General features: G+C 63.2%; 17 protein-coding genes. 8 read left to right on the top strand and 9 right to left on the bottom strand.

Annotated elements, in window-relative coordinates:
- Window positions 1–117: 117 nt before the first annotated feature.
- From repC to ACRY_RS00915, 3 genes are all read left to right on the top strand, one after another.
- Window positions 118–1509, top strand: coding sequence for a plasmid replication protein RepC (gene repC / locus ACRY_RS00925; RefSeq protein WP_011930733.1), 1392 nt, complete (start codon window positions 118–120; stop codon window positions 1507–1509).
- 401 nt (window positions 1510–1910) lie between these two features.
- A complete protein-coding gene (locus ACRY_RS00920; protein ID WP_043508872.1) occupies window positions 1911–2150 on the top strand; it encodes a hypothetical protein in 240 nt (79 codons plus the stop codon).
- Between the two features lie 30 nt (window positions 2151–2180).
- Complete coding sequence (locus tag ACRY_RS00915; protein WP_011930734.1) at window positions 2181–2498, top strand: hypothetical protein; 318 nt, start codon at window positions 2181–2183, stop codon at window positions 2496–2498.
- Window positions 2499–2815: 317 nt separating this feature from the next.
- Here ACRY_RS00915 and ACRY_RS00910 read toward each other — a convergent pair whose 3' ends face one another.
- From ACRY_RS00910 to tnpA, 5 genes are all read right to left on the bottom strand, one after another.
- The gene (locus ACRY_RS00910; protein WP_011930735.1) at window positions 2816–3580 is read right to left on the bottom strand and encodes an ABC transporter ATP-binding protein; all 765 of its coding nucleotides are present in this window, start codon (window positions 3578–3580) and stop codon (window positions 2816–2818) included.
- A complete protein-coding gene (locus ACRY_RS00905; protein ID WP_011930736.1) occupies window positions 3573–4715 on the bottom strand; it encodes an ABC transporter permease in 1143 nt (380 codons plus the stop codon). Before ACRY_RS00905 ends, ACRY_RS00910 begins: the two co-directional genes overlap by 8 nt.
- Window positions 4712–5968, bottom strand: coding sequence for an efflux RND transporter periplasmic adaptor subunit (locus ACRY_RS00900; RefSeq protein ID WP_011930737.1), 1257 nt, complete (start codon window positions 5966–5968; stop codon window positions 4712–4714). The genes ACRY_RS00905 and ACRY_RS00900 overlap by 4 nt, the downstream gene beginning before the upstream one ends.
- Window positions 5969–6261: 293 nt before the next feature.
- Window positions 6262–7176, bottom strand: coding sequence for a hypothetical protein (locus tag ACRY_RS18445; protein WP_155856295.1), 915 nt, complete (start codon window positions 7174–7176; stop codon window positions 6262–6264).
- Window positions 7177–7636: 460 nt separating this feature from the next.
- Complete coding sequence (gene tnpA, locus ACRY_RS00890) at window positions 7637–8053, bottom strand: IS200/IS605 family transposase (RefSeq protein WP_011930739.1); 417 nt, start codon at window positions 8051–8053, stop codon at window positions 7637–7639.
- 35 nt (window positions 8054–8088) lie between these two features.
- Here tnpA and ACRY_RS00885 point away from each other — a divergent pair, with 35 nt between their 5' ends.
- The gene (locus ACRY_RS00885; RefSeq protein ID WP_043508870.1) at window positions 8089–8436 is read left to right on the top strand and encodes a helix-turn-helix domain-containing protein; all 348 of its coding nucleotides are present in this window, start codon (window positions 8089–8091) and stop codon (window positions 8434–8436) included.
- Between the two features lie 62 nt (window positions 8437–8498).
- On the opposite strand, the gene istB is transcribed toward ACRY_RS00885, so the two are convergent.
- Both istB and istA read right to left on the bottom strand, forming a co-directional pair.
- The gene (gene istB, locus ACRY_RS00880) at window positions 8499–9374 is read right to left on the bottom strand and encodes an IS21-like element helper ATPase IstB (RefSeq protein WP_011930741.1); all 876 of its coding nucleotides are present in this window, start codon (window positions 9372–9374) and stop codon (window positions 8499–8501) included.
- A complete protein-coding gene (gene istA / locus ACRY_RS00875; RefSeq protein WP_013640087.1) occupies window positions 9371–10873 on the bottom strand; it encodes an IS21 family transposase in 1503 nt (500 codons plus the stop codon). The genes istB and istA overlap by 4 nt, the downstream gene beginning before the upstream one ends.
- Before the next feature lie 150 nt (window positions 10874–11023).
- Between istA and ACRY_RS00870 the strand changes: the two genes are divergently transcribed.
- Window positions 11024–11947 (top strand): RNA-guided endonuclease InsQ/TnpB family protein, encoded by a 924-nt coding sequence (locus ACRY_RS00870; protein ID WP_011930743.1) that lies wholly within the window; start codon window positions 11024–11026, stop codon window positions 11945–11947.
- On the opposite strand, the gene ACRY_RS18440 is transcribed toward ACRY_RS00870, so the two are convergent.
- Window positions 11848–12582, bottom strand: a complete 735-nt coding sequence (locus ACRY_RS18440) for an SOS response-associated peptidase (protein ID WP_011930744.1) — start codon at window positions 12580–12582, stop codon at window positions 11848–11850. The genes ACRY_RS00870 and ACRY_RS18440 overlap by 100 nt on opposite strands.
- A complete protein-coding gene (locus tag ACRY_RS00865; protein ID WP_043508926.1) occupies window positions 12575–14671 on the bottom strand; it encodes an ATP-dependent helicase in 2097 nt (698 codons plus the stop codon). The genes ACRY_RS18440 and ACRY_RS00865 overlap by 8 nt, the downstream gene beginning before the upstream one ends.
- Before the next feature lie 349 nt (window positions 14672–15020).
- Here ACRY_RS00865 and ACRY_RS18435 point away from each other — a divergent pair, with 349 nt between their 5' ends.
- Genes ACRY_RS18435 through ACRY_RS00850 form a run of 3 tightly spaced genes read left to right on the top strand, consistent with a single transcriptional unit; the run spans window position 15021 to window position 20483 of the window.
- Window positions 15021–15800 carry an ImuA family protein gene (locus ACRY_RS18435; RefSeq protein ID WP_231295219.1) on the top strand — a complete coding sequence of 260 codons (780 nt, stop codon included), beginning with the start codon at window positions 15021–15023 and terminating at the stop codon, window positions 15798–15800.
- On the top strand, window positions 15775–17238 hold the full coding sequence (locus ACRY_RS00855; RefSeq protein ID WP_419465240.1) for a Y-family DNA polymerase: 1464 nt from the start codon (window positions 15775–15777) through the stop codon (window positions 17236–17238). The genes ACRY_RS18435 and ACRY_RS00855 overlap by 26 nt, the downstream gene beginning before the upstream one ends.
- Window positions 17235–20483 carry an error-prone DNA polymerase gene (locus tag ACRY_RS00850; protein WP_011930747.1) on the top strand — a complete coding sequence of 1083 codons (3249 nt, stop codon included), beginning with the start codon at window positions 17235–17237 and terminating at the stop codon, window positions 20481–20483. The genes ACRY_RS00855 and ACRY_RS00850 overlap by 4 nt, the downstream gene beginning before the upstream one ends.
- Window positions 20484–20524 lie beyond the last annotated feature (41 nt).

Below are 20524 nucleotides of genomic sequence, written 5' to 3'. Positions count from 1 at the left end.
CGGTGATGTCGCAGTCCCGAACATACTCATCGGAAGCCATCCTGCCAAGTGGAAATTGCCGTTTCCGCTCAAGGGAGGGCTTTGCCCGTCGCGATCCGACACTGATGGAGGATCAAGATGGAGAATTTCCGCCCCGAATCGGGGCCGGGTCCCAAACTACGAGGCGTGCGCGGCGCGCGGCGCCTCACGCTCGGGATGGTTGCGACAGAGCGACTCGCCGATGATTTCGGTACGCTGAGCGAGGGTGGCCAGGTCGACCCCGGCCGGGTGCTGGCCGCCTTCAAGGCGGCAGCCCCGTATCTGCGGTTTGGCCCGCGGGTCACGCAGGCGATCGACTGGCTGTTCCGCTTCACCCAGGTGCAGGACTGGCAGGAGGGCGCACGGCCGATTGTCTGGCCGTCGGCGGCGATGCAGATGGAGGCGCTGTGCCTGAGCGAGGCGCAGGTGAAGCGGCTGAACCGGCTGCTCGCTCATCTCGGGCTGATCACCATGCGCGACAGTCCGAACGGCAAGCGCTACGGCCGCCGGGATCCGCGCGGCCGGATCGTCGAGGCGTATGGCTTCGATCTCTCGCCCATTGCGGTCCGCCAGGCCGAGTTCCGGGAGATCGCCGAGCGTGGCCGGGCCCGCTTCGAGGCGCTGAAGCAGCTGCGTCGTCGGGCGACGATCGCCGTGCGCGGGATCCAGCAGATCGTGGAGACGGCGGCAGAGCTCGGGATCGCCGAAGGATGGGTCCGCCAGGCGGATGAGGCGAGGCGCCTGGTCGCGCGGATCCGCCGTATCGAGGAGCTGGACGAGGTGACGCTCGGCGTGACGACGCTGGAAAACCGGCAGGCGGACCTTCGCGGCAGGCTCGAGGCGGCGATGGGCGCGCTGAAAGAGGCCGGCCAGGCTCCTGTCGAATCAACAAATATGAGCCCCAAGGGGCTCACGGATGAGCCTCATATTACACATACAAACCAGACTCTTGATCCTACGGATCACGTATCTGCATCGAGAAAACGTAACTCGACCTCGGGTGGCGCGGGCACGAGCGCTGGAGGCTCGACGAGAACCGGCAGGAATGGGGATGGGAAGGAAGCCGGGCATCGGCCGACCGGCAGTCGGGCAACAAAGCCTGAAATCCCGCCGGACGGCACGGTGTTCCGCATGACGCCGGACGAGCTGGTCAGGCTGGCGCCCCGATTGCGGGCTTACCTGGCGAAATCCTCGCCCGGATGGCCGGAAATCGTGGAGGCGGCCGACTGGCTGCGTCATGACCTCGGCGTCTCGAAGCCGCTATGGGGGGATGCGTGCCTGGCGATGGGGCGCGAGCAGGCGGCCGTGGCACTGGCCATCGTCTCGACCAAGCCGAGCGACCACTTCCGCGGCTCGCCGGGCGGTTATTTCCACGGGATGGTGGCCCGGGCGCGTGCCGGCGAGCTGAACCTGGCGCGGTCGATCTGGGGGATCCGGGCGGCGAGCGGGATGCCGCGGCCGGCGTCGGCGAGTGGCGTGGGGGCTGTCTAGGCATGAAATCTGATGAAGGGGCTCCGCCTGATGTCCCCGGCGGTGCGATTGCGTGCGAGACAGGGTCATGCGAACGGGCATTTCTTGTCCAGATTCTTGGTCGAGGAGAAAGCGCCGTAAGTGCCGCCACTGAACCGGCAGCGATCAGAACAATGGACCGATCATCTCCGACGGCCTCCTGGTCGGCTCGTGATCTACTTGATCCGGGTCAAAAAGCTGAGCCTCGGTTGTTCCACGGCCTAGATGGGCCGGGAGCGCGGACTGGTGGCTTTCGGAAAGAGGGCGTAAGAAGCCGACATCCAGTCACAGCGTGACAGAGGTGCAAATCGCCGCGGCTCTGTATGCGGGGCTTTGAACGACGTATCGAAGCGCCCCCGAGAAACTTCAGGAAAGCATGCAAGATGGTAAAGCGCCGCAAGGAGGAAGAAATCGTCGGTGTGCTCGAGTTCGAAGGCAGGACCGGCGAGGATTCGGAATTTATGAACTGGCTCGCCGAGCACAAGGCGCGGAACGGGGGCAAAATCCGGATGAGCCGGGGTAGCACCGGCGTCCGAGTGGTATTCAGCAAGGCAGCAGACATGGCGTTGTGGCAAGAGCGATCGATGCAAGCGAGCAAGGGGAAGCGATCACCGCGTTCCTGAGCCTCGTTCATACCATGGAGGATATCCGCAGTGACGAAGGAAGAGCTGACCGTCTGGGCATTGGCGAATGGCTGGCGGCTCATCGCAGGCCATCCCAGCCTGACAAAGCCGGGCGCGCCGAACGATCCCATTGTGCGTCTTGTGAGGAAGGCGACGGTAGTCAATCTCGAAGTACGCAAGCCGGCGGGCAAATGGGAGAAAGTGGCTGGTGAGAGCTACGCTGATATCGTGGCAGGCGCGGAAGACGAACTGCCGCGTGGCCTTGGCTTCGAAAAAGTCCCGAGCATCACGCTGCTGATGCAGGAAAATCGCGACGCCATGGTATTCGCACGATTCAGCGGCAGATAGAGCCCCTCTCGAGATCCTGATCACGCGCCTCTGCGTAGCTTGCTGCCGCCTGTTGGCATGCAGATAACCCATCGGCCCGGCAACTGAGATCAAACAATATCAAGGCTTCGACGGCGGTAGTGGGCGCAGAGCCGCCGGGGCGCTTTTGGGTCCCGAATGGGCCAAAAGGCGGAATGGAAGGTTGCGGCTCCCAACCGAAGGAAAGCCGGCATTCAGGCGAGGATCGGCGTTGGCTCAAAGCGACCCAACAAAGACACTGATGTCGAAATTCACCCACCGCGAAAGCGGACGGTCGAAAAGCACCCAACCTCGCCGGGTCAGGAAGCATCACGTCCGAGGCCCGTCATCGATGAGGTGAGGGCCGGATGCCCCGGCAATTCTTCACCTTCGATCCGTCCGTCTCGCATGGCGATCAGCCGATCGAAGCGGTGGAAGATCGATTCATCGTGCGTGACCACGAGCACTGCCGCCAGCTGGTCCTTCGCTATCCGTTCGAGAAGGTTCATCACGCCATCGGCGCGAACTGAGTCCAGGGGCGCGGTCGGCTCATCGGCGAGGATAATGTGCGGACCATTGGCGATTGCGCGAGCGATCGCAACGCGTTGCGCCATGCCGCCGGAAAGCTCTGACGGATAAGCGTGCACCTGGCGCATGTCGAAGTAATCGAGCAACGCCTCGGCACGTTTCCGCGCGTTCGCGTGCCCGGTTCCCGCCAACTCCATCGCCTCCGCGACGTTCTCGGTCGCAGTCAGGAACGGCAGCAGATTGTGTGTCTGGAAGATGAAGCCGATCCTTGTGAGGCGCAGCCGGCGCAGGTCCCGACGCAGGAAGCGGTTCTCGTACACTGGCTCACCGTCAAGCCGCATCCAGCCGCCAGATGGCTCGGTCACGCACCCAATCACGTTGAGCAGCGTGCTCTTCCCGCAACCGGATGGCCCCCGCAAGCCCACCATCTCTCCCGCATGCACCGTGAGTGTGATATCGACCAACGCGTCAACCCGCGTCGCGGCCCGGCCGAAATGCTTGCAGACCCCTCGCAACTCGATGCGCGGCGGGCGCACGGATGACAAGTGCTCATCCATTGGCCAATGCCTCAGCCGCGTTGATCTTGACCGCAGCACGCACGCCGAGCACCGAGCCGGCAAGGCAGACGATGGTAACGATGACCAGGATGATCAGCAGATCCCGTGGCTCAATCTGTACCCGGCGTGGAAAGGTGCCCTTTATCTCCTCCACCAGAGCCAGCCCGATCACGAAGCCGCCGATGCCGAGGACAAGCGCCTGCTGCACGATCATTCCCACAATGACGCGATCCGGTGCGCCGATGAATTTCAGGGTCGCGATTGCACGCAACTTATCCATCGTCAGCGTGTAGATGATCAGCGTGATGATCACAGCCGTGACGGTGACCAGGATGGCCATGAACATCCCAAGTTGACGCTGCATTTTCTCGATTACGAAGGCTGTTAGGTACCGCTCCTCTTCGGTCTCCGGCACTGCCGCCAGGTGCTTCCAGCGGGCGATATCGCGAGCAACTATGGGTGCCGCGGCCCCGGGCGCGAGCCGCACCAGGACGGCATTGATGTCAGTCGTCGTAGGCGGCTTGCGGCCCGATGCCGCCTCGCGGCGCTCCAGCGCCGGAGGTACACCGAATTGCAGCGCCTGTGCGTCGAGCAGCGTCACCCAACCCACCGGATCACCACCTGAGCCCACCATGCCGTGGGTGAGGCCAACGACGGTGTACGGATCGTGGAAGGGTCCAAGCCGCACGGCCTGGCCAAGCTTCAGCCCGGAGGACCCGTCGACGACGAGTTGGTAATGGCTTTCGGTTAGTCCGTGCCCGGCCGTGAGTTTCATGGGGCCACCCGGCCTTCCGATCTCATAGCCCTCCAACAGCAGCCGTACTGGTTTCCCGTCAGCCATGGTCTGTACCGTCTGGTAGGTGACGGCACCGGCCGCGGCCACGCCCGGTATGCGTCGGACTAGCTCGCGGGCATCTCGCGGGATGCGCGAAGGCTCGGCGAACGGCCCAAAGGTCCGCGGCTGAACCACCCACAGGTCGGCCTTGAGAGCGCGCGGCATGCTCAGCGCGTCTGTGACCGCACCCTCGTAGATGCCTGCCATCGCGATCACCACGCCGATCAGCATGCCAACGCCGAGTATAGTCAGGGCGAAGCGAAGTTTGTTGCGCCTTACATCGCGCAGGGCGAGATTCATGATGCAGGCCCTTTTGCCACCTTGGCCGCGCGACCGGCACGAAGTCCGATTGCCGGTCCCGTGACGACCTTCGCGTTCTGGGCCAGGCCGGCTACAACTGGCAGGTCGCCGTCGAGAAGCTCAGGTCCGAACGACACCTGGTGCTGGCGAAGCCGTCCGTCTTGCACCGTCCACACCGTGCCCTTGCCGTCTGCCAGTCCGGTTACGACGGATTGTGGAACCAGGGCCGCCCGTGCGAGCACACCCGTCGTGACGTAGATCTCGGCCTGCTCGGCCAGATGGATGTCCGACGGTAACTTGTCGAAGGCGACGTCCACAAGCCGCTCCTCGTTCGTCGCATTGCTCTGGATCTCGATCCGGGCGACGTGACCGGGAAAGCGTCGACCCGCCTCCGACCGCAGCACGATCTCCGCCTTCTGGCCGACATGCAGGCGCCCGGCGAGCCGTTCGTCGACGTAGCCAACAACCCAGATCGTTCTCGGATCGACCACGGTGAACACCGCTTGCCCAGGAGCCACGCTGGCACCGAGATTGAGATTGCGAGCGACCACCCATCCATCGTAGGGCGCGCGCAGCGTGTAATTGCCGAGCGTGGCCACCTCAAATGCCTCCTGCGCGAGGGCTTCGGCAAGCCCGGCGCGAGCAGTCTCTGCCTCAACCTTGGCAACCTGAAGATTGCCCTCGGCTACCCGCTCGGCAGTGATGTAATTCTGCGCCTCCTCGGCCGAGGCGAAGCCATTGCGACTCAGAGCCTCGCGACGAGTAGCGATTGCCGTGGCATTGGCGAGGTTCGCACTGGCATTAGAAATATCCGCATCGGCCTTGTCAATTGCGGCGCGAGCCTGCTGTACGCCTGCCTTGGCCAGCGCTAGCTGAGCAGCGACATCACGGGCATCGAGTTGCGCAAGAACCTGACCGGCCTTGACGACGTTACCCTCGTTCGCATCAATCCTCGAGATCACTCCAGCGACCTGGAAACCGAGGGCCGATTGCACGTCGGCCCCTATGGCGCCAAGGCCAAATACCTGCTCGACTACGTGTTCGCGTATTGGCGCGACCTGGACGGTGAATGCCCGTGAATAGCCACGCCACAACCATCCGGCGCCGGCGGCGATTACGAGAATGACGATGGCCCCCCCTACGACGCGTCGCCATCGGCTGGGTGGACGTGACGCTTGCTGTTTCTCAACGCCGCTCGAAAGCGGCGAATTATCCGGCCGTGTTTCCGGCGACCGTGGCGGAAGGGTATTCATGGCCTTTTCCTGCCGGCAACCGAGAATGCGGCATACAGGCAACACACGGCGGTGCAACGCCGCCGATCAGGCATCGGCTCTGAACGGAGGCACGCACCCACCAGTCGGGGAAATCTGCATTCCATTTATCCGCGCTCCAAGCCGCACGCATTGATTCGGATCAAGCGCAGATCAGAAAAGCCATTCCGCCGACAGCCGCAGCCGGCCACACCGACAAGAGAGCCTGAAGCCGCTGGCAAACATTACGAAACCAATACTAAATGGTCTCCAAATGGCGCCCCGGGGCAGAGGCTTTATCGGTCTTCGACAATGAGGTGGATCGTGTAATGCGTGCCACCATTCAGGGCTGCTGTGATTTCCGCCATCCCCGCCGTCGAACCTGCCTTTGCGTGGACTTCAACGACGCCGAGCCGCGCGAAGCCCGGTCCGAACGGCTGTGGCGTAAGCACCACGGGCACGCCATTCGCGGAGATCGAGCCAATCGGCTTGCCATCGCTTAAGATATTGAGTGTGCGGTCACCCGTCGACTTCAGACTGAAGGATGAGCGGCATTCATTCGGTAAGGTCGCAAGGAAATCGATTGGCAAGTGCGCTGCATGGCCAGCTCTCACATGCTGCCAGTCTTCGTCTTTTCCTGGGTGGAGCTGATTGTATGCCGCAATGTTGGGCACCGGCTTTTTCGTGATGTGGGCGATCGCAGTCGTCTTACCCGAGAGCGCCCCGGCGTCGACGAACTGGATCGTGATCGGGTAGCTGCCGGCCGTCGTTGGGTTGATTTCGTTTGTGCGCAGGTGAATTGCCTTCAAGCCGGGATTTTCAACGGATCCCGGTGCAATCGGCGCGGCGAAATGGATTGCCACGACACGTGGGTTCGTTGGATCGAGCGCCGTGATGAACTTCGTGGAAATGGCGCCCTGGGACCAGCCTTTCAGCATCACAGCTCCGAGCACGCCGCCGGGTTTCGGAGTGAACGATTTTGGGAAAACGAAGCGGATCGTCGCTCCGGCAGGGATGGAGTAGCCAGGCACACGAGGATCGGAAGATTTGTCGAGAACAAACCACGCTTCGAAGGGCTTACGCGCCGCAAGCCCGGCGCTGACCATTACCTGATATTGCACCGTCGTCGCCGGTGGCTCAGCCTGCGCTGCTGCCGGAACAATCACTGTCGAGAACGCCACTAACGCGGCCCGGAAACTGCCTGCGCTCATCGGTCCCTCCTTCCGAGGATGCGGGCCGGACGCAGCACACCGCAAGTCCAAAAGCCCATAATTTCTTAGCACTCTCAAACTTGGGCGAATTGACCTGAATCAAGCTCTCTGAAGCCTCCGCCACGGTAGTGGCGGGCTATCTGAAATCAGACAGGACAAAATACCCATTCTGGATCACCATGGGTCGCAGTCAGCCACTCTGGCAGACTACCTATGGGCGTGCTATCGCGGCAATGTCGGCTTCCGTGAGCGTGGCCAATACGGCGGAGCGCCCTCGATTGGCGCGAGGCTGACAACTTTTCTCGGCCTGGGGCGACCGCCGGTGAAGTTCAATCATCATGCATCATGGTTCGTCCCCATCGTAACGCTCACCCTTTGCTACCGAACTTGCGGCTAGTGCTCCAACCAGAACCGCGAAGCGATTTGGTTGGTGGTGAAAGCCGCCGCGCGCAAAGCGCGCTCATTCCGGTGCCGCCTGCTGCTCGATGTATTGCTTGATGACGGACAGGGGAGCGCCCCCGCACGAAATCACGCAGTATGACCGGCTCCAAAACACCGGCTTTCGGTAGACCGTGTCCACCTCGGCGGCGAACTCCTTGCGGATCAGCCGGGAGGTTGTTGTCTTGAGGTTATTCACGAACCGGCTGAGGTCGAGGTTCGGCGGTAGGGAGATCAGCAGGTGGACGTGATCCGGTTCACCGTTCACCTCGATCAGTTTGCCGCCCCACCCCTCGCACCGGGCCGCGGCGATCTCACGGAAGCGGCCGAGCATCGGGCCTGTGATGCATTTGCGCCGGTACTTTGTCACAAGAACCAAGTGATAGTTTAGCGCGTAAACACAATGATATAATTTAGAAAATTTAGCTTGTTCTGCCATGTAACCAAGTTTATCATAAGACTATGGCACTTGTCATGCGCCGCGTCACGCTGAAGCTGTATCCTTCCGCCACGCAGGCGACCGAGATGGAGCGCGTCTGCGACCTTCATCGGGCGCTGTACAACGCCGCCCTGCAAGAACGCATTGACGCATGGCGCCTGTCCAAGACCTCCATAGGCTATGCGGCGCAGTGCAAGTCCGTCACCCAGATCAGGCGCGATGACACCGCCTATCTCGGGCTGAATGCGCAGTCCCTGCAGGTCACGCTCAAGCGCCTCGATATGGCTTTCAGCCATTTCTTCCGCCGAGTGAAGGCAGGCGAGACGCCGGGGTTTCCGAGATACAAGGGCCGCGACCGCTTCCCTGGCTGGGGGTACATGTAGCGCGACAATCAGGATGAGAAGCGCGGCGATCAGGATGAGAAAGTGATCGCGACCTCGGAACGTTAATCGGATTGGTTTGATGCTGGCAAGCGTGTTTCGGCGACTTGATTGTCGTGGAGCGACAATCTGATGTTTTCGTTGATTGTCGCGCGTGTGGGTGGGCGTCCTGGTCCGGCTCGTCGTTGGATGGCGGTTTTGCGGCGATAGCTTTCGACGTTCATCTCGAAGATGGTGGCGTGGTGGACGAGGCGGTCGACGGCGGCGAGTGTCATGGCGGGATCTGGGAAGACCTTACCCCACTCACCGAAGGGCTGGTTGGCGGTGATCATCAGGGAGCGACGCTCGTAGCGTGCGCTGATGAGTTCGAAGAGAACCGAGGTTTCGGCCTGATCCTTGGTGACGTAAGCGAGGTCGTCGAGGATCAGCGGGTGGAATTTGTCGAGCTTGGCGATGGTGGCCTCGAGGGCGAGTTCACGACGTGCGATCTGGAGCTTCTGGACGAGGTCGGAGGTGCGGGTGAACAGCACGCGCCAGCCATTCTCGACGAGGGCGAGGCCGATGGCTGCGGCGAGATGGGACTTTCCTCCGCCGGGTGGGCCGAAGGCGAGGAGATTGGCGCCGGTCTCGAGCCATCCGTCGCCGGAGCAGAGGGCGAGGATCTGGGCCTTGGAGATCATCGGCACGGCCTCGAAGGTGAAGGTGGCGATGGTCTTTCCGGGCGGCAGCCTGGCTTCGAGGAGGTGGCGCTCGATGCGCCTGCGGTCGCGCTCGGCGACCTCGTGCTCGGCGAGCGTGGCGAGGAGGCGTGCGGCGGGCCATGCTTCCTTGTCGGCGCGGGCGGCGAAGTCGGGCCAGACCTGCTTGATGGCGGGGAGCCTGAGCTCGTTGAGCAGCAGGGTAAGGCGCTGGGCGTCGACGGTGCGTGCGGTCTCGCTCATGCGGCTGCTCCCTGGAGCAGGATGTCATAGCTGGCGAGCGGCATGGTCGGGATGGTGAGTGCGGGCAGGCTGGCAGGATCGGGTGCGAAGCGCTGGCGGATGGCCTTGAGGTCGGGCTGACGGCCGGCTTTGATATCGGCGGCGAGGACGCTGGCGAGTTCAGCCTCGCAGGCGCGCTCATGGGCGATGGCGAGGAGTTCGACCATGATCCTGCACGCGTCCCTGGGCGGTGTCTGCTCGAGCAGGTGCTCGAAGGTCCGGCGATAGGCATCGCGCGGGAAGAGCTGGTGGCGATAGACGAGATTGAGCAGCGCCATCGGCTTGCGGCGCAGGCTGTGGATGACGTGGCGGTAGTCGACGACGTGGCCGTGCCTGCCATCCGGTTGTGGCCGGCCGCGGGGGAGTGTCATCAGCGGGGTGGCGGCGAGGAACAGCTCGAGCCGGTTGTCATAGAGGCGGACGCGGAGCCGCTGGCCGATCAGGCGGGAGGGGACGGTGTAGAAGACCTTCCTGAGGGTGAAGCCGCCGGAGGAGGTGACGGTGACGACGGTCTCCTCGTAATCGGCGGTGCGCTGATCGGGGAGTTTCTGCAGGGCGGCGCGCTCGGCGTCGATGCGCTCGGCGTGGCGCCGGTTCTGGCGGCCGACGATCTCGGCGATGAAGCGGCGATAGGCTTCGAGATCGACGAAGACTGTGCTGCCACGCAGGAGAAGGGCGTCGCGGACCGCGCGCTTGAGATGGCCGTGGGGGCTTTCGATGGCGCCGTTCTCATGAGCGACACCGCGATTGTTGCGCGACGGGGTCATGCCGTAATGGGTGCAGAGCGCGTCATATCGGCGGGTCAGGTCGGCGACGTTCTCGGCGGTGAGGTTGCGGAAGGCGGCGGAGAGGCTGTCGCTGCGATGTTCGCGCGGGGCGCCGCCCAGAAGCCAGAGGGCGTTCTGAAGCCCCTCGGCGAGGGCGACGTAGCTCTCGCCGCCCAGGATGACATGGGCGTGCTCGAAGCCGGACCAGACCAGGCGGAAGTGATAGAGCCGGTGGTCGAGCGGGGCGCCGGCGACGATGATGCCGAGCTCGTTCATGTCGGTGAAGTCGGACAGGCCCATCGCGCCCGGCTCATGGGTCTGGCGAAAGATGACCTCCTGCTCCGGCCCGTGCAGCGCGCGCCAGGTGCGGATACGCCGCTCGAGCGTCCGCCGGACACCCGGGGCGAGATCGGGATGCCGCCGGCACATCTCCTCGAAGATCGCCACGGCCCTGAGGCCGGGCGCGGCTTCCAGCAGCGGCACCACCTCAGCGTCGAAGATCGTCGCCAGCGGATCCGGGCGGCGCCGGCCGCGCGGCGGCTTCGGCGATGACGGTAAGTGCCGCTCCTGCTCGAGCCGGTAGCCCGCGGCCGTGCTGAAGCCGGCCTTGGCGGCCGCCAGGGCAACGCCGTCTGTCTGTCGATATCTCATGAAAAGCCTCTTCTGGTGATCGTTGATGTGGCGGCCGGGCACGAAGGTCTCCCCGTTGTGACGAGGTATCCTCCGCGGCCCAGACGGCCGCGACCACGGCGGCGCCCTGGCAAGGACGCCGCCCGGCTGGGGAGGCACCGGCTCCGGGCTACGCCCTCCGCCGGTGCCTCCCCAGCCGCATTCTCATCCTGATTGACGCTGGATTCTCAAGTTGATTGTCGCGCGATAGGGTACAAATCCCACGGCGACGGCTTCAGGTTCGAACCTGGCGCGAACTGGCGGCACGGGCGGCTGCGCCTGTCGGGCATCGGCACGATGCGCGCGCGTGGCGAGGCCCGGACACCGGGCCGGGTGGTCTGCGCCGACATTCAGCGCAAGGCGGATGGTTGGTTCCTCTCGCTTGTGGTCGAGTGCGAACCGCACCGCGAGCGGATAGGGGATTCTGTCGTTGGGCTGGATTGGGGTGTCGAGACGATGGCGACGCTCTGCACGGGGCCAATGCAGTTCGCCGAGGTCGAAAACGACCGGCTGCTGGTCAAGGCGCAGGACGGCCTCAAGGTGGCGCAGCGCGAGTTGTCCCGCCCCCTCCGGGGCAAGCGCTCGAAGCGGGCCGCCAGGGCGCGGAAGCTGCTGGCCAGGCGCAGCCGCAAGCTGGCGAACCGGCGGAAGGACCGGAACCACAAGACCACCGCGCGGCTCGTCCGCGACCACGCGGTCATCATCACCGAGGATCTTTCGGTGAAGAACATGACGGCCTCCGCCAAGGGGACGGCGGAGAGGCCGGGCAAGAATGTCCGCCAGAAGGCGGGCCTGAACCGGGCGATCCTTGATACCGCGCCCGGTAGCTGGTTATCCCTCCTGACCTCGAAAGCGGAAGAAGCTGCGGGTCGGGTGATCTTGGTCGATCCACGCAAGCACAGGCCATCGCAGACCGATCCGGTCAGCGGGGCGGTCCGAAAGAAAGCGCTGTCCGAGCGCACTCACATTCTGCCCGATGGGCAGGTGATCGGGCGCGATCAGGCGTCAGCTTGGGTGCTGTGGAACATCGGCCAGCGTATCTTGGGTGAGGAACGGGCCCGGTCCATTGTGACCGAAACCTTCGCCAGAGCCGCGTGAGCGGCTTGGCGGCGGTAGTTCATAATGACGAGTTTGGTACCAGGCAGGGGCCGTTGCAGTCCCGCCGCCTCGGACCACGACGCCCGCATCCAGACGTCCATTTCCTCAGGAGTCGTCAGGATGACGGGCATGGCTTTCGGGTGGATCGGACGGACGATACTGTTTGGTTCAGTCGTGAGAAACCCGAAGAGCCGAAGCTCACCCTCAATCGGGTTTGCCTTCGTGCCTCGTTTGCCGTGCCAAACCGTCCAGAGACCGGCAAACGCGAAGAGCGGCCGGCTCTGGTCGAGAGCGAACCAGACCGGGGTTTTCTTCGGCTTGGTGTCCGCCCATTCGCTGAACGACGTGGCAGGCACGAGGCACCGGTTCTGCGGTGGGAGCCAGCGCCGCCAATGCGGGCTGGTGGTATTGCGGATATTGGTCACCGGCGCGCCGCCCAATTGCGATGGACCTGGCATGCCCCACCGCATCATCGTCAGCTCGCGCTCGCCGTCGGGTGCATTGCGAACCACTGGGGCCAGCGCATCGGGGAAGATAGCAGGAAGGGACGGCAGATTGCCTGTCGTATCGAGCATGGCCCGGGTCAATTCGCGGATTGCCTGCTGCCCTTTCGTGACACTGGAGAGGTTACACATTTTGCGCGCCCGAGCGCCACATGCCGCGTATCCGCGCGCTGAGATCAATGCGTGGCACCGGGCCGATTGATTTGGCGTTGGTGGGGCCAGCGACTGCAGGCGGCCAGTTCGTCATGTCGAACAGATGGACGATGGCATTCGGTATGAACCGTGTGCGCGCGGCGTAGACGTGCCGATCACCATAGGCGGCCTGACCATGCACGAAGAACCGCTGCGGGATCATCAGGTGAAGATCATCCTTGGCCCGCGTCATCGCGACGTAGAGCAGGCGGCGTTCCTCCTCGATTTCTTGCGATTGCCCGGTGCCCAGATCGGAGGGCATGCAGCCGTCCACGACGTTCAGGACGAAGACCGACTGGAATTCCTGGCCCTTGGCGGAATGGATAGTCGAGAGATTGAGGTAGTCCTCGTCGAGGAGCGGTACCCCGGCCTGATCGCTGGTGGCGTCCGGTGGATCGAGCGTCAGTTCGGTCAGGAAGCGTTCACGTGAAGGATAGCCACTGGCGATCTGCTCGAGTTGGATCAGGTCGGCGAGCCGGACGCTAGCATCGTCGTGCATGCGGTCCAGATGCGGCTCGTACCAGCGGCGGATCAACTCAAGTTCGCCGGGCCAGATGGCGGAGCGTGACCGCAGAGTCCGGATGGTTTCGATAAAATGCGTCCAATCGCTGCGGGCACGCGGCGGTGTCGGCGCATCGCCGAGGGCACCGATCGGATCGGCGGCGCCTTGCATGTGATCCATCACTTTTGCGGCTGAGGTCGGACCCACACCAGGCAGTAATTGCATCACCCGGAAGCCCGCGACGCGGTCGCGCGGGTTCTCGGCCCAGCGCAGGACGGCGATGACATCCTTGATATGCGCGGAATCCAGAAATTTCAGTCCACCGAATTTGACGAAGGGGATGTTTCGCCGGGTCAGTTCGACCTCGAGGGCGCCGCTGTGATGCGATGTGCGGAACAGAACGGCCTGCTGTTTGAGCGTCATGCCGGCCTCGCGGTTCTCGAGCACGCGCTCGACGATGAACCGTGCCTGGTCGGCGTCGTCGCGGACATGGACAAGCTGCGGTAGCGTTTCAGTCGTGCGATTGCTCCAAAGGTTTTTCGTGAACCTCTCCTTGGCAAGGCCGATAACCCCGTTTGCCGCGGCAAGGATCGCGGTGGTGGACCGGTAATTCTGTTCCAGCGTGATGATATCAGCCGCCGGGCTGAACGCTCCAGGAAAATCGAGAATGTTGCGCACGGTGGCACCACGGAACGCGTAGATCGATTGTGCGTCGTCGCCTACCACAGTCAGACCGCGACCGCCGGGTTTCAGCGCGAGCAGAATGGAAGATTGCAGCCTGTTGGTGTCCTGATACTCGTCGACCAGGACGTGATCGAAACGCCCGCCGATATCTTCGGCTAAAGCTGGTTCGCTGACCATCTGCGCCCAGTAGAGCAACAGGTCATCGTAATCGAGCACGTTCTGCCGCTGTTTCGCTTCGACGTAAGCACCGAACAGATGTTGCAGTTCGGCCTCCCATGACGAACACCATGGAAAAGTCGTGGGCAGAATATCATCGAGGGACAATTCGGTGTTCACGCAGCGGGAATAGATCGAAAGGCATGTGCTTTTGGTCGGGAACCGTCGTTCAGTCGTCGAGAAACCCAGTTCGTGCCGGACAAGGTTCATCAGATCGGCGGAATCTTCCCGGTCATGGATCGTGAATGCCGGATCCAATCCGATCTGTTCGGCATAGTCCCGCAGCAGCCGAGCCCCGATGCCGTGGAAGGTGCCCGCCCAGGTTAGAGCATCGGTCATTGCCCCTGTCTTCCCGCCCATAGCCTGAACCGAGATGCGTTCAGCGCGGCGGATCATCTCGGCAGCGGCTCGGCGTGAGAAACTCATCAACAGGATGCGGCGAGGATCGACGCCGTTGACGATCAGATGGGCTACCCGATGAGCCAGCGTGCTGGTCTTGCCGGATCCTGCCCCGGCGATCACCAGCAGCGGCGCGCCGATATGCGTTGTCGTGGCGGAATCGATGCCGTGGACGACCGCGCTTCGTTGCTCGACGTTGAGTTTGTCCAGATAGGTCGCGGTGGTCACTTTCGGTCCCTTCACCGTGTTGGAACCGACTATCCGATTTTCCTGTTTTGTTCGCAACTGTTAACCCGTAGACCGGATTGCCCAAGGAGCATGGGCGGGCGCACACCGTTGGTCTCACAAAAAATTTGATAGGTCGGCTCAGTACAGGCGCGCGGCCATTGAACGGTTCATTGTCAGCGAGATGCACGCGCGATCTCATTGTATGACTCGGGGCGCTCCCGCCCGGCATCCTGCATCATAGCGCTGGCGCCCGTTTTCCTGGGTTGACTCTCAGCGAACGATAAGAACAAATAGCGAACATAATCATCTCCCTGAAAGGCTGATCCAGGAAGTGCAACCGACGCCCGCCATGAATGCGTTACGAGAGAAAATCCGGCGGATCGAAGCCGGCAAGAAGCGCACGGCGGCTATTCTGCCGTTCGGGGTGGATGAACTCGACGCGCGGCTGCCCGGTGGCGGGCTAGCCTCGGGGGCACTGCATGAGGTCGCGGGCGGCGGCAACGGGGCGATCGATGGCGCGGCGGCAGCGTTGTTTGCAGCCGGAATCATGGCGAGGACCAGAGGACCGGTGTTGTGGTGCCTGACGCGCCCGGATCTGTTCGCACCCGCCATCGCCCAGGCCGGTCTGTCGGCCGACCGGGTGATCTATGTCGAGGCAGGCGATGAAACATCGGTGCTGACCTGTTTCGAGGAGGGTTTGCGCCATGGTGGGCTGGGCGGCGTGGTCGCTGAGCTTGGCCGGCTTTCGATGACCCATTCACGGCGATTGCAATTGGCTGCGGAAAGTTCCGGCACACCGGGGATCGCGCTGCGACGCTGGCGACGCCAGGCCGATGCCAGTGATTTCGGGCAACCGACCGCCGCAACCACGCGATGGCGGGTGAGCGTCCTGCCCTCGGCGCCGCTACCGGTGCCGGGGATCGGGCGGGCGCGCTGGCATGTCGAGTTGATCCGGTGCCGGGCCGGCGAGAGTGCCGATTTTGAAGTGGAGGCATGCGATGCCCAGGGTCGTCTCGCTGTTTCTGCCGAACTGGCCGATCGATCGATACAATCGGGACCGGCGCGCCTCGGCTCAGCGGCCTGGGCAGCCGGTGTCGGGGCTCGTGGATACCGCACCACCGTCACCTGAGACACCACTGATCCTCGCCGATCGGGACGGCAATCGACGGATCGTTTTCGCAGCCAATGGTGTGGCGCAAGATCTTGGCCTGCGGATCGGCATGGCGGTGGCCCAGGCGCAGGCCCTGATTCCCGGCTTGACGATCAGGGACGCGGAACCGCTGGCGGATGTGGCAGGGCTCGAGCGCCTGGCGCTATGGGCGCTGCACCGCTACGCGCCGATTGTTGCGGCCGATCCGCCGGACGGGCTGGTCATCGATGCGACTGGGGCGGCCCACCTGCGGGGTGGCGAGGCACAGATGCTGCGGGACATGATCGCCCGCTTGGCCGCTGCCGGAGTGACCGCTCGCGCTGCGATGGCGGATAGCTGGGGGGCGGCGCATGCGCTGGCGCGGTTTCTCGCGAACCCGGTGTTCGTCGCGCTGGCAGACCAGTCGCGCGACATCCTGCTCACACTACCAATTGCCGCCTTGCGCTTGCCGACGGAGATGATCACCGGTTTGCGCCGGCTGGGGTTTGAACGGATCGGCGATCTGGCCGATCAACCGCGCGCACCGCTCGCCCTGCGGTTCGGTCCGCAACTGCACCGCAGGCTGGATCAGGCGTTGGGCACTTTGGCCGAGGCGATTGAAGCGGCGCGGTCACCGGATCTGATTGAGGTGCGACAAAATTTCGCCGAACCGATCGGTGCCGCGGAGACCATCGCCCGCTATACCGGGATTCTGGTCACCGAACTTTGCACCATGCTTGAGGCCAAAGGGCTCGGCGCGCGACAACTCGATCTTGTGTTTCATCGGGTCGATGCGCACTCCGAGGCGATCCGCGTCGGCACCGCTTTGCCGGCGCGAAACGCCAAACGCTTGACCCGACTGCTATGCGACAAAATCGAGACGATCGATCCCGGCTTTGGTATCGAGATCATGGCGCTCTGCGCCGCACGGTCCGAACCGTTCGGGCCGAAGCAGTTGACATCGCTGCTCGCGGATGAACCGGAGACCGACATCTCGGATCTGATCGATACCATCGCCAATCGGGTCGGCGGCGACCGGCTGTATCGGTTTGCGCCGGTGGCGAGCGATGTGCCTGAACGATCCTTGAGCCGGATCGCGGCGACCGCGCCGCCGACCAAAATGAACTGGCCGGATCATTGGCCCCGGCCGACGCGCCTGCTGCCAAACCCCGAACCGATCGAGACCGTTGCATTGCTTCCCGACCATCCGCCGGTCAACTTCACGTGGCGCGGCATCCGCCGGCGCGTCAAACGCGCGGACGGACCTGAGCGGGTATTTGGCGAATGGTGGAAACGCGACGCCGAGTTGATCGCAGTGCGGGATTATTTCCGGATCGAGGATGACGCCGGCGAGCGATTCTGGGTGTTCCGGGCGGGGGATGGCGAGGATAACGCCACCGGCTCGCATCGCTGGTTCCTGCACGGGATATTCGGATGAGCACCGATACCGCCTATGTCGAGCTGCACTGCACCTCGCATTTCAGTTTTCTGCGTGGTGCCAGCTCCTGCGACGAGTTATTCGCCCAAGCGGCCCATCTCGGCCTCGAAGCATTGGCCATTACCGATCGCAATACCCTCGCCGGGATCGTGCGCGCCCATGTCGCGGCCAAGGCGAACGACATGCGTCTGATCGTCGGCTGCCGGCTCGACCTGACCGATGGCACGGCGCTGCTGGTCTATCCGACTGACCGCCCGGCCTATGCCCGGCTGTCCCGCCTGCTGTCTTTGGGTAAGCAACGGGGCGGCAAGGCCCAATGCCGTCTCGATTGGTCCGATCTGGTGGCCTATGCCGAGGGTCTGATCGGGGTGCTCGTGCCTGGGGAGGCCGATGACGCCTGCGTGCGCAATCTCCGCCGCCTGGCCCAGTCATTCGGCGATCGCGCCTATCTGGCGCTGACCTTGCGACGCCGGCCCAACGATGCACTGCGGCTATTCGAGCTGTCGAACCTGGCCGCGCGCGCAAAGGTGCCGACCGTGGTGACCAACGACGTGCTGTTCCACGCCAGGGACCGCCGCATTCTGCAGGATGTCGTTACCTGCATCCGTCACGGCTGCACGATAGACGACGCCGGGTTTCGGCGGGAACGCCATGCCGATCGCTATCTGAAACCGCCGGCCGAGATGCACCGGCTCTTCAGCCGTTATCCTGAGGCGCTGGCCCGAACCCAGGAGATTGCGGATCGGTGCCTGTTTTCGCTCGACGAACTCCGATACCAATATCCCGATGAAAACGTGCTCCCCGGTCTCACCACGCAGGAAGCCTTGACACAATTGACCTGGGAAGGTGCCGCGCAACGCTATCCTGCCGGGGTGCCAGCCGAGGTCGTCACCATCCTCAGGCATGAACTCCGCCTGATCGAGACGCTCGACTACGCGCCGTATTTTCTGACGGTGAATTCCATCGTCCGCTTCGCCCGCAGCCAAGGCATTCTCTGCCAGGGACGCGGCTCGGCGGCCAATAGCGCGGTCTGCTTTGTGCTGGGCATCACCTCGATCGATCCGGAGCGCAACGATCTGCTGTTTGAACGATTCATCTCCGAGGAACGGCGCGAACCACCGGATATCGATGTCGATTTCGAACATGAACGCCGAGAGATCGTCATGCAATGGGTGTTTGACACCTATGGCCGCGATCACGCCGCCCTCTGCTCCACCGTGATCCGCTACCGGACCAAAGGGGCGCTGCGCGACGTCGGCAAGGCGCTCGGCCTGCCGGAAGATCTGATCACGGCGCTGAATGCCCAGGTCTGGGGCTGGTCGGAAGGCGGGATCGAACCCAAACACGCCGCGGAACTGCACCTCAACCTCGAAGACCGCCGCCTGAAACTGGCGATCGATCTGGCGCGGGAGTTGATCGGCACGCCGCGTCACCTATCGCAGCATCCCGGCGGTTTCGTGCTTACCCGCGATCGGCTCGATGAGCTGGTGCCGATCGAACCTGCCGCAATGGACAACCGCCAGATCATCGAGTGGGACAAGGACGACATCGATGCCCTGAAATTCATGAAGGTCGATTGCCTGGCTCTGGGCATGCTCTCCTGCATGAAGCGCGGGTTCGACCTTCTTGCCCAGCACAAGGGGATCGAGCTCGATCTCGCCACCATTCCCGCCGAGGATCCGCACACCTATGCGATGATTCGCCGGGCCGATACGCTGGGTACGTTCCAGATCGAAAGCCGCGCGCAGATGGTCATGTTGCCGCGGATGAAACCGCGCACCTTCTACGACCTGGTCATCGAAGTCGCGATCGTGCGGCCTGGTCCGATCCAGGGCGACATGGTGCATCCCTATCTGCGCCGGCGCGAGGGCAAGGAAGCGGTGGTCTATCCCAAGCCGGAGCTTGAAAAAGTCCTCGGCAAAACCCTCGGCGTGCCGCTGTTTCAGGAACAGGCGATGCGTGTGGCAATCGAGTGCGCCGGCTTCACCGCGACCGAGGCGGATCAATTGCGTCGCTCAATGGCAACATTCAAATTCACCGGCGGTGTCTCGCATTTCCGCGACAAGCTGGTGAGCGGCATGGTCGCCAACGGCTACGAGCAGGAATTTGCCGAACGCACCTTCTCGCAACTCGAAGGCTTCGGCAGCTATGGTTTCCCGGAATCCCACGCCGCCTCCTTCGCGCTGATCGCCTACGCATCCTCCTGGCTGAAATGCCACCACCCGGACGTGTTCTGCGCTGCCCTGCTGAATGCACAGCCGATGGGGTTCTATGCGCCAGCGCAGATTGTGCGCGATGCAAAGGACCATGGTGTCGAGATCAGACCGGTCTGCGTCAACGCCTCGCGCTGGGACTGCACGCTGGAGCCGACCCATGACGAAAGCCGGCTCGCCGTTCGTCTGGGTCTGCGCATGGTGAAGGGAGTCGCCAATCCGCACGTTGCAAAAATGATAGCAGCCCGCGCCAACCACCTCTTCGCCTCGGTGGATGATCTCTGGCGCCGCGCTGGCGTCCCGACGGCTGCGCTGGTGCAGATGGCCGAGGCCGATGCGTTCCTGCCATCGTTGAAACTCGCTCGGCGCGATGCACTGTGGGCGATCAAGGCGTTGCGCGACGAGGCGTTGCCGCTGTTCGCGGCCGTCGCCAATCGCACGGAACAGCCGGTTTCAGAACTCCAGGAACCGGTATTTGCCTTGAAACCACTGACTGGGGGCGGCGAGGTGGTCGAGGATTATGTTCATCTGGGCTTATCGCTCCGGTCGCATCCGGTCGCCTATCTGAGAGAGGATCTGCGGCGCGAGAGAATCGTATCCTGCGATCAGGTCATGTCTACGCGAGACGGCAAATTCCTGGAAACCGCCGGGATCGTGCTGGTCCGCCAACGCCCTGGTTCGGCCAGGGGCGTCATGTTCATCACCATCGAAGATGAAACCGGGATCGCCAATCTCGTCATCTGGCCAAATCTCTACGAAAAACAGCGCCTCATCATTCTGTCCTCTGGCATGATCGCGGTTTACGGGCAGATTCAGCGGGAGGGTGAGGTCGTCCATCTCATCGCCCATCGCCTGACCGATATGTCGGCCGCTCTCGCGAGTATTGGAAGGCGGGAAAACGTTTTTCCTATGCCGCGCGGACACTGCGTTGGCCAAGATCCGCGCGATACGCTTGGACGAGCGCCCGGGGATATATTTGTTCCGGATCGACATATCGATGGCATTAAGGTGAAGTCGAGGGATTTCAGGTAATGTGCATCCCGTTTCCGTCGAAGGATCTGACCGGAGTAGGA

It is taken from the genome of Acidiphilium cryptum JF-5, from assembly GCF_000016725.1.
Lineage (GTDB): Bacteria > Pseudomonadota > Alphaproteobacteria > Acetobacterales > Acetobacteraceae > Acidiphilium > Acidiphilium multivorum.
This window is presented reverse-complemented; position numbering and strand designations above follow the sequence as displayed.

Bases quoted from the DNA above. Each gene is read 5' to 3' on its own strand.
- ACRY_RS00900 (WP_011930737.1), bottom strand. From the start codon at position 5,968: ATGAATACCCTTCCGCCACGGTCGCCGGAAACACGGCCGGATAATTCG.
- ACRY_RS18435 (WP_231295219.1), top strand. From the start codon at position 15,021: ATGAATGCGTTACGAGAGAAAATCCGGCGGATCGAAGCCGGCAAGAAG.
- repC (WP_011930733.1), top strand. From the start codon at position 118: ATGGAGAATTTCCGCCCCGAATCGGGGCCGGGTCCCAAACTACGAGGC.
- ACRY_RS00905 (WP_011930736.1), bottom strand. From the start codon at position 4,715: ATGAATCTCGCCCTGCGCGATGTAAGGCGCAACAAACTTCGCTTCGCC.
- ACRY_RS00920 (WP_043508872.1), top strand. From the start codon at position 1,911: ATGGTAAAGCGCCGCAAGGAGGAAGAAATCGTCGGTGTGCTCGAGTTC.
- ACRY_RS18445 (WP_155856295.1), bottom strand. From the start codon at position 7,176: ATGAGCGCAGGCAGTTTCCGGGCCGCGTTAGTGGCGTTCTCGACAGTG.
- ACRY_RS00885 (WP_043508870.1), top strand. From the start codon at position 8,089: ATGCGCCGCGTCACGCTGAAGCTGTATCCTTCCGCCACGCAGGCGACC.
- ACRY_RS00850 (WP_011930747.1), top strand. From the start codon at position 17,235: ATGAGCACCGATACCGCCTATGTCGAGCTGCACTGCACCTCGCATTTC.
- ACRY_RS18440 (WP_011930744.1), bottom strand. From the start codon at position 12,582: ATGTGTAACCTCTCCAGTGTCACGAAAGGGCAGCAGGCAATCCGCGAA.
- ACRY_RS00910 (WP_011930735.1), bottom strand. From the start codon at position 3,580: ATGGATGAGCACTTGTCATCCGTGCGCCCGCCGCGCATCGAGTTGCGA.
- tnpA (WP_011930739.1), bottom strand. From the start codon at position 8,053: ATGGCAGAACAAGCTAAATTTTCTAAATTATATCATTGTGTTTACGCG.
- istB (WP_011930741.1), bottom strand. From the start codon at position 9,374: ATGAGCGAGACCGCACGCACCGTCGACGCCCAGCGCCTTACCCTGCTG.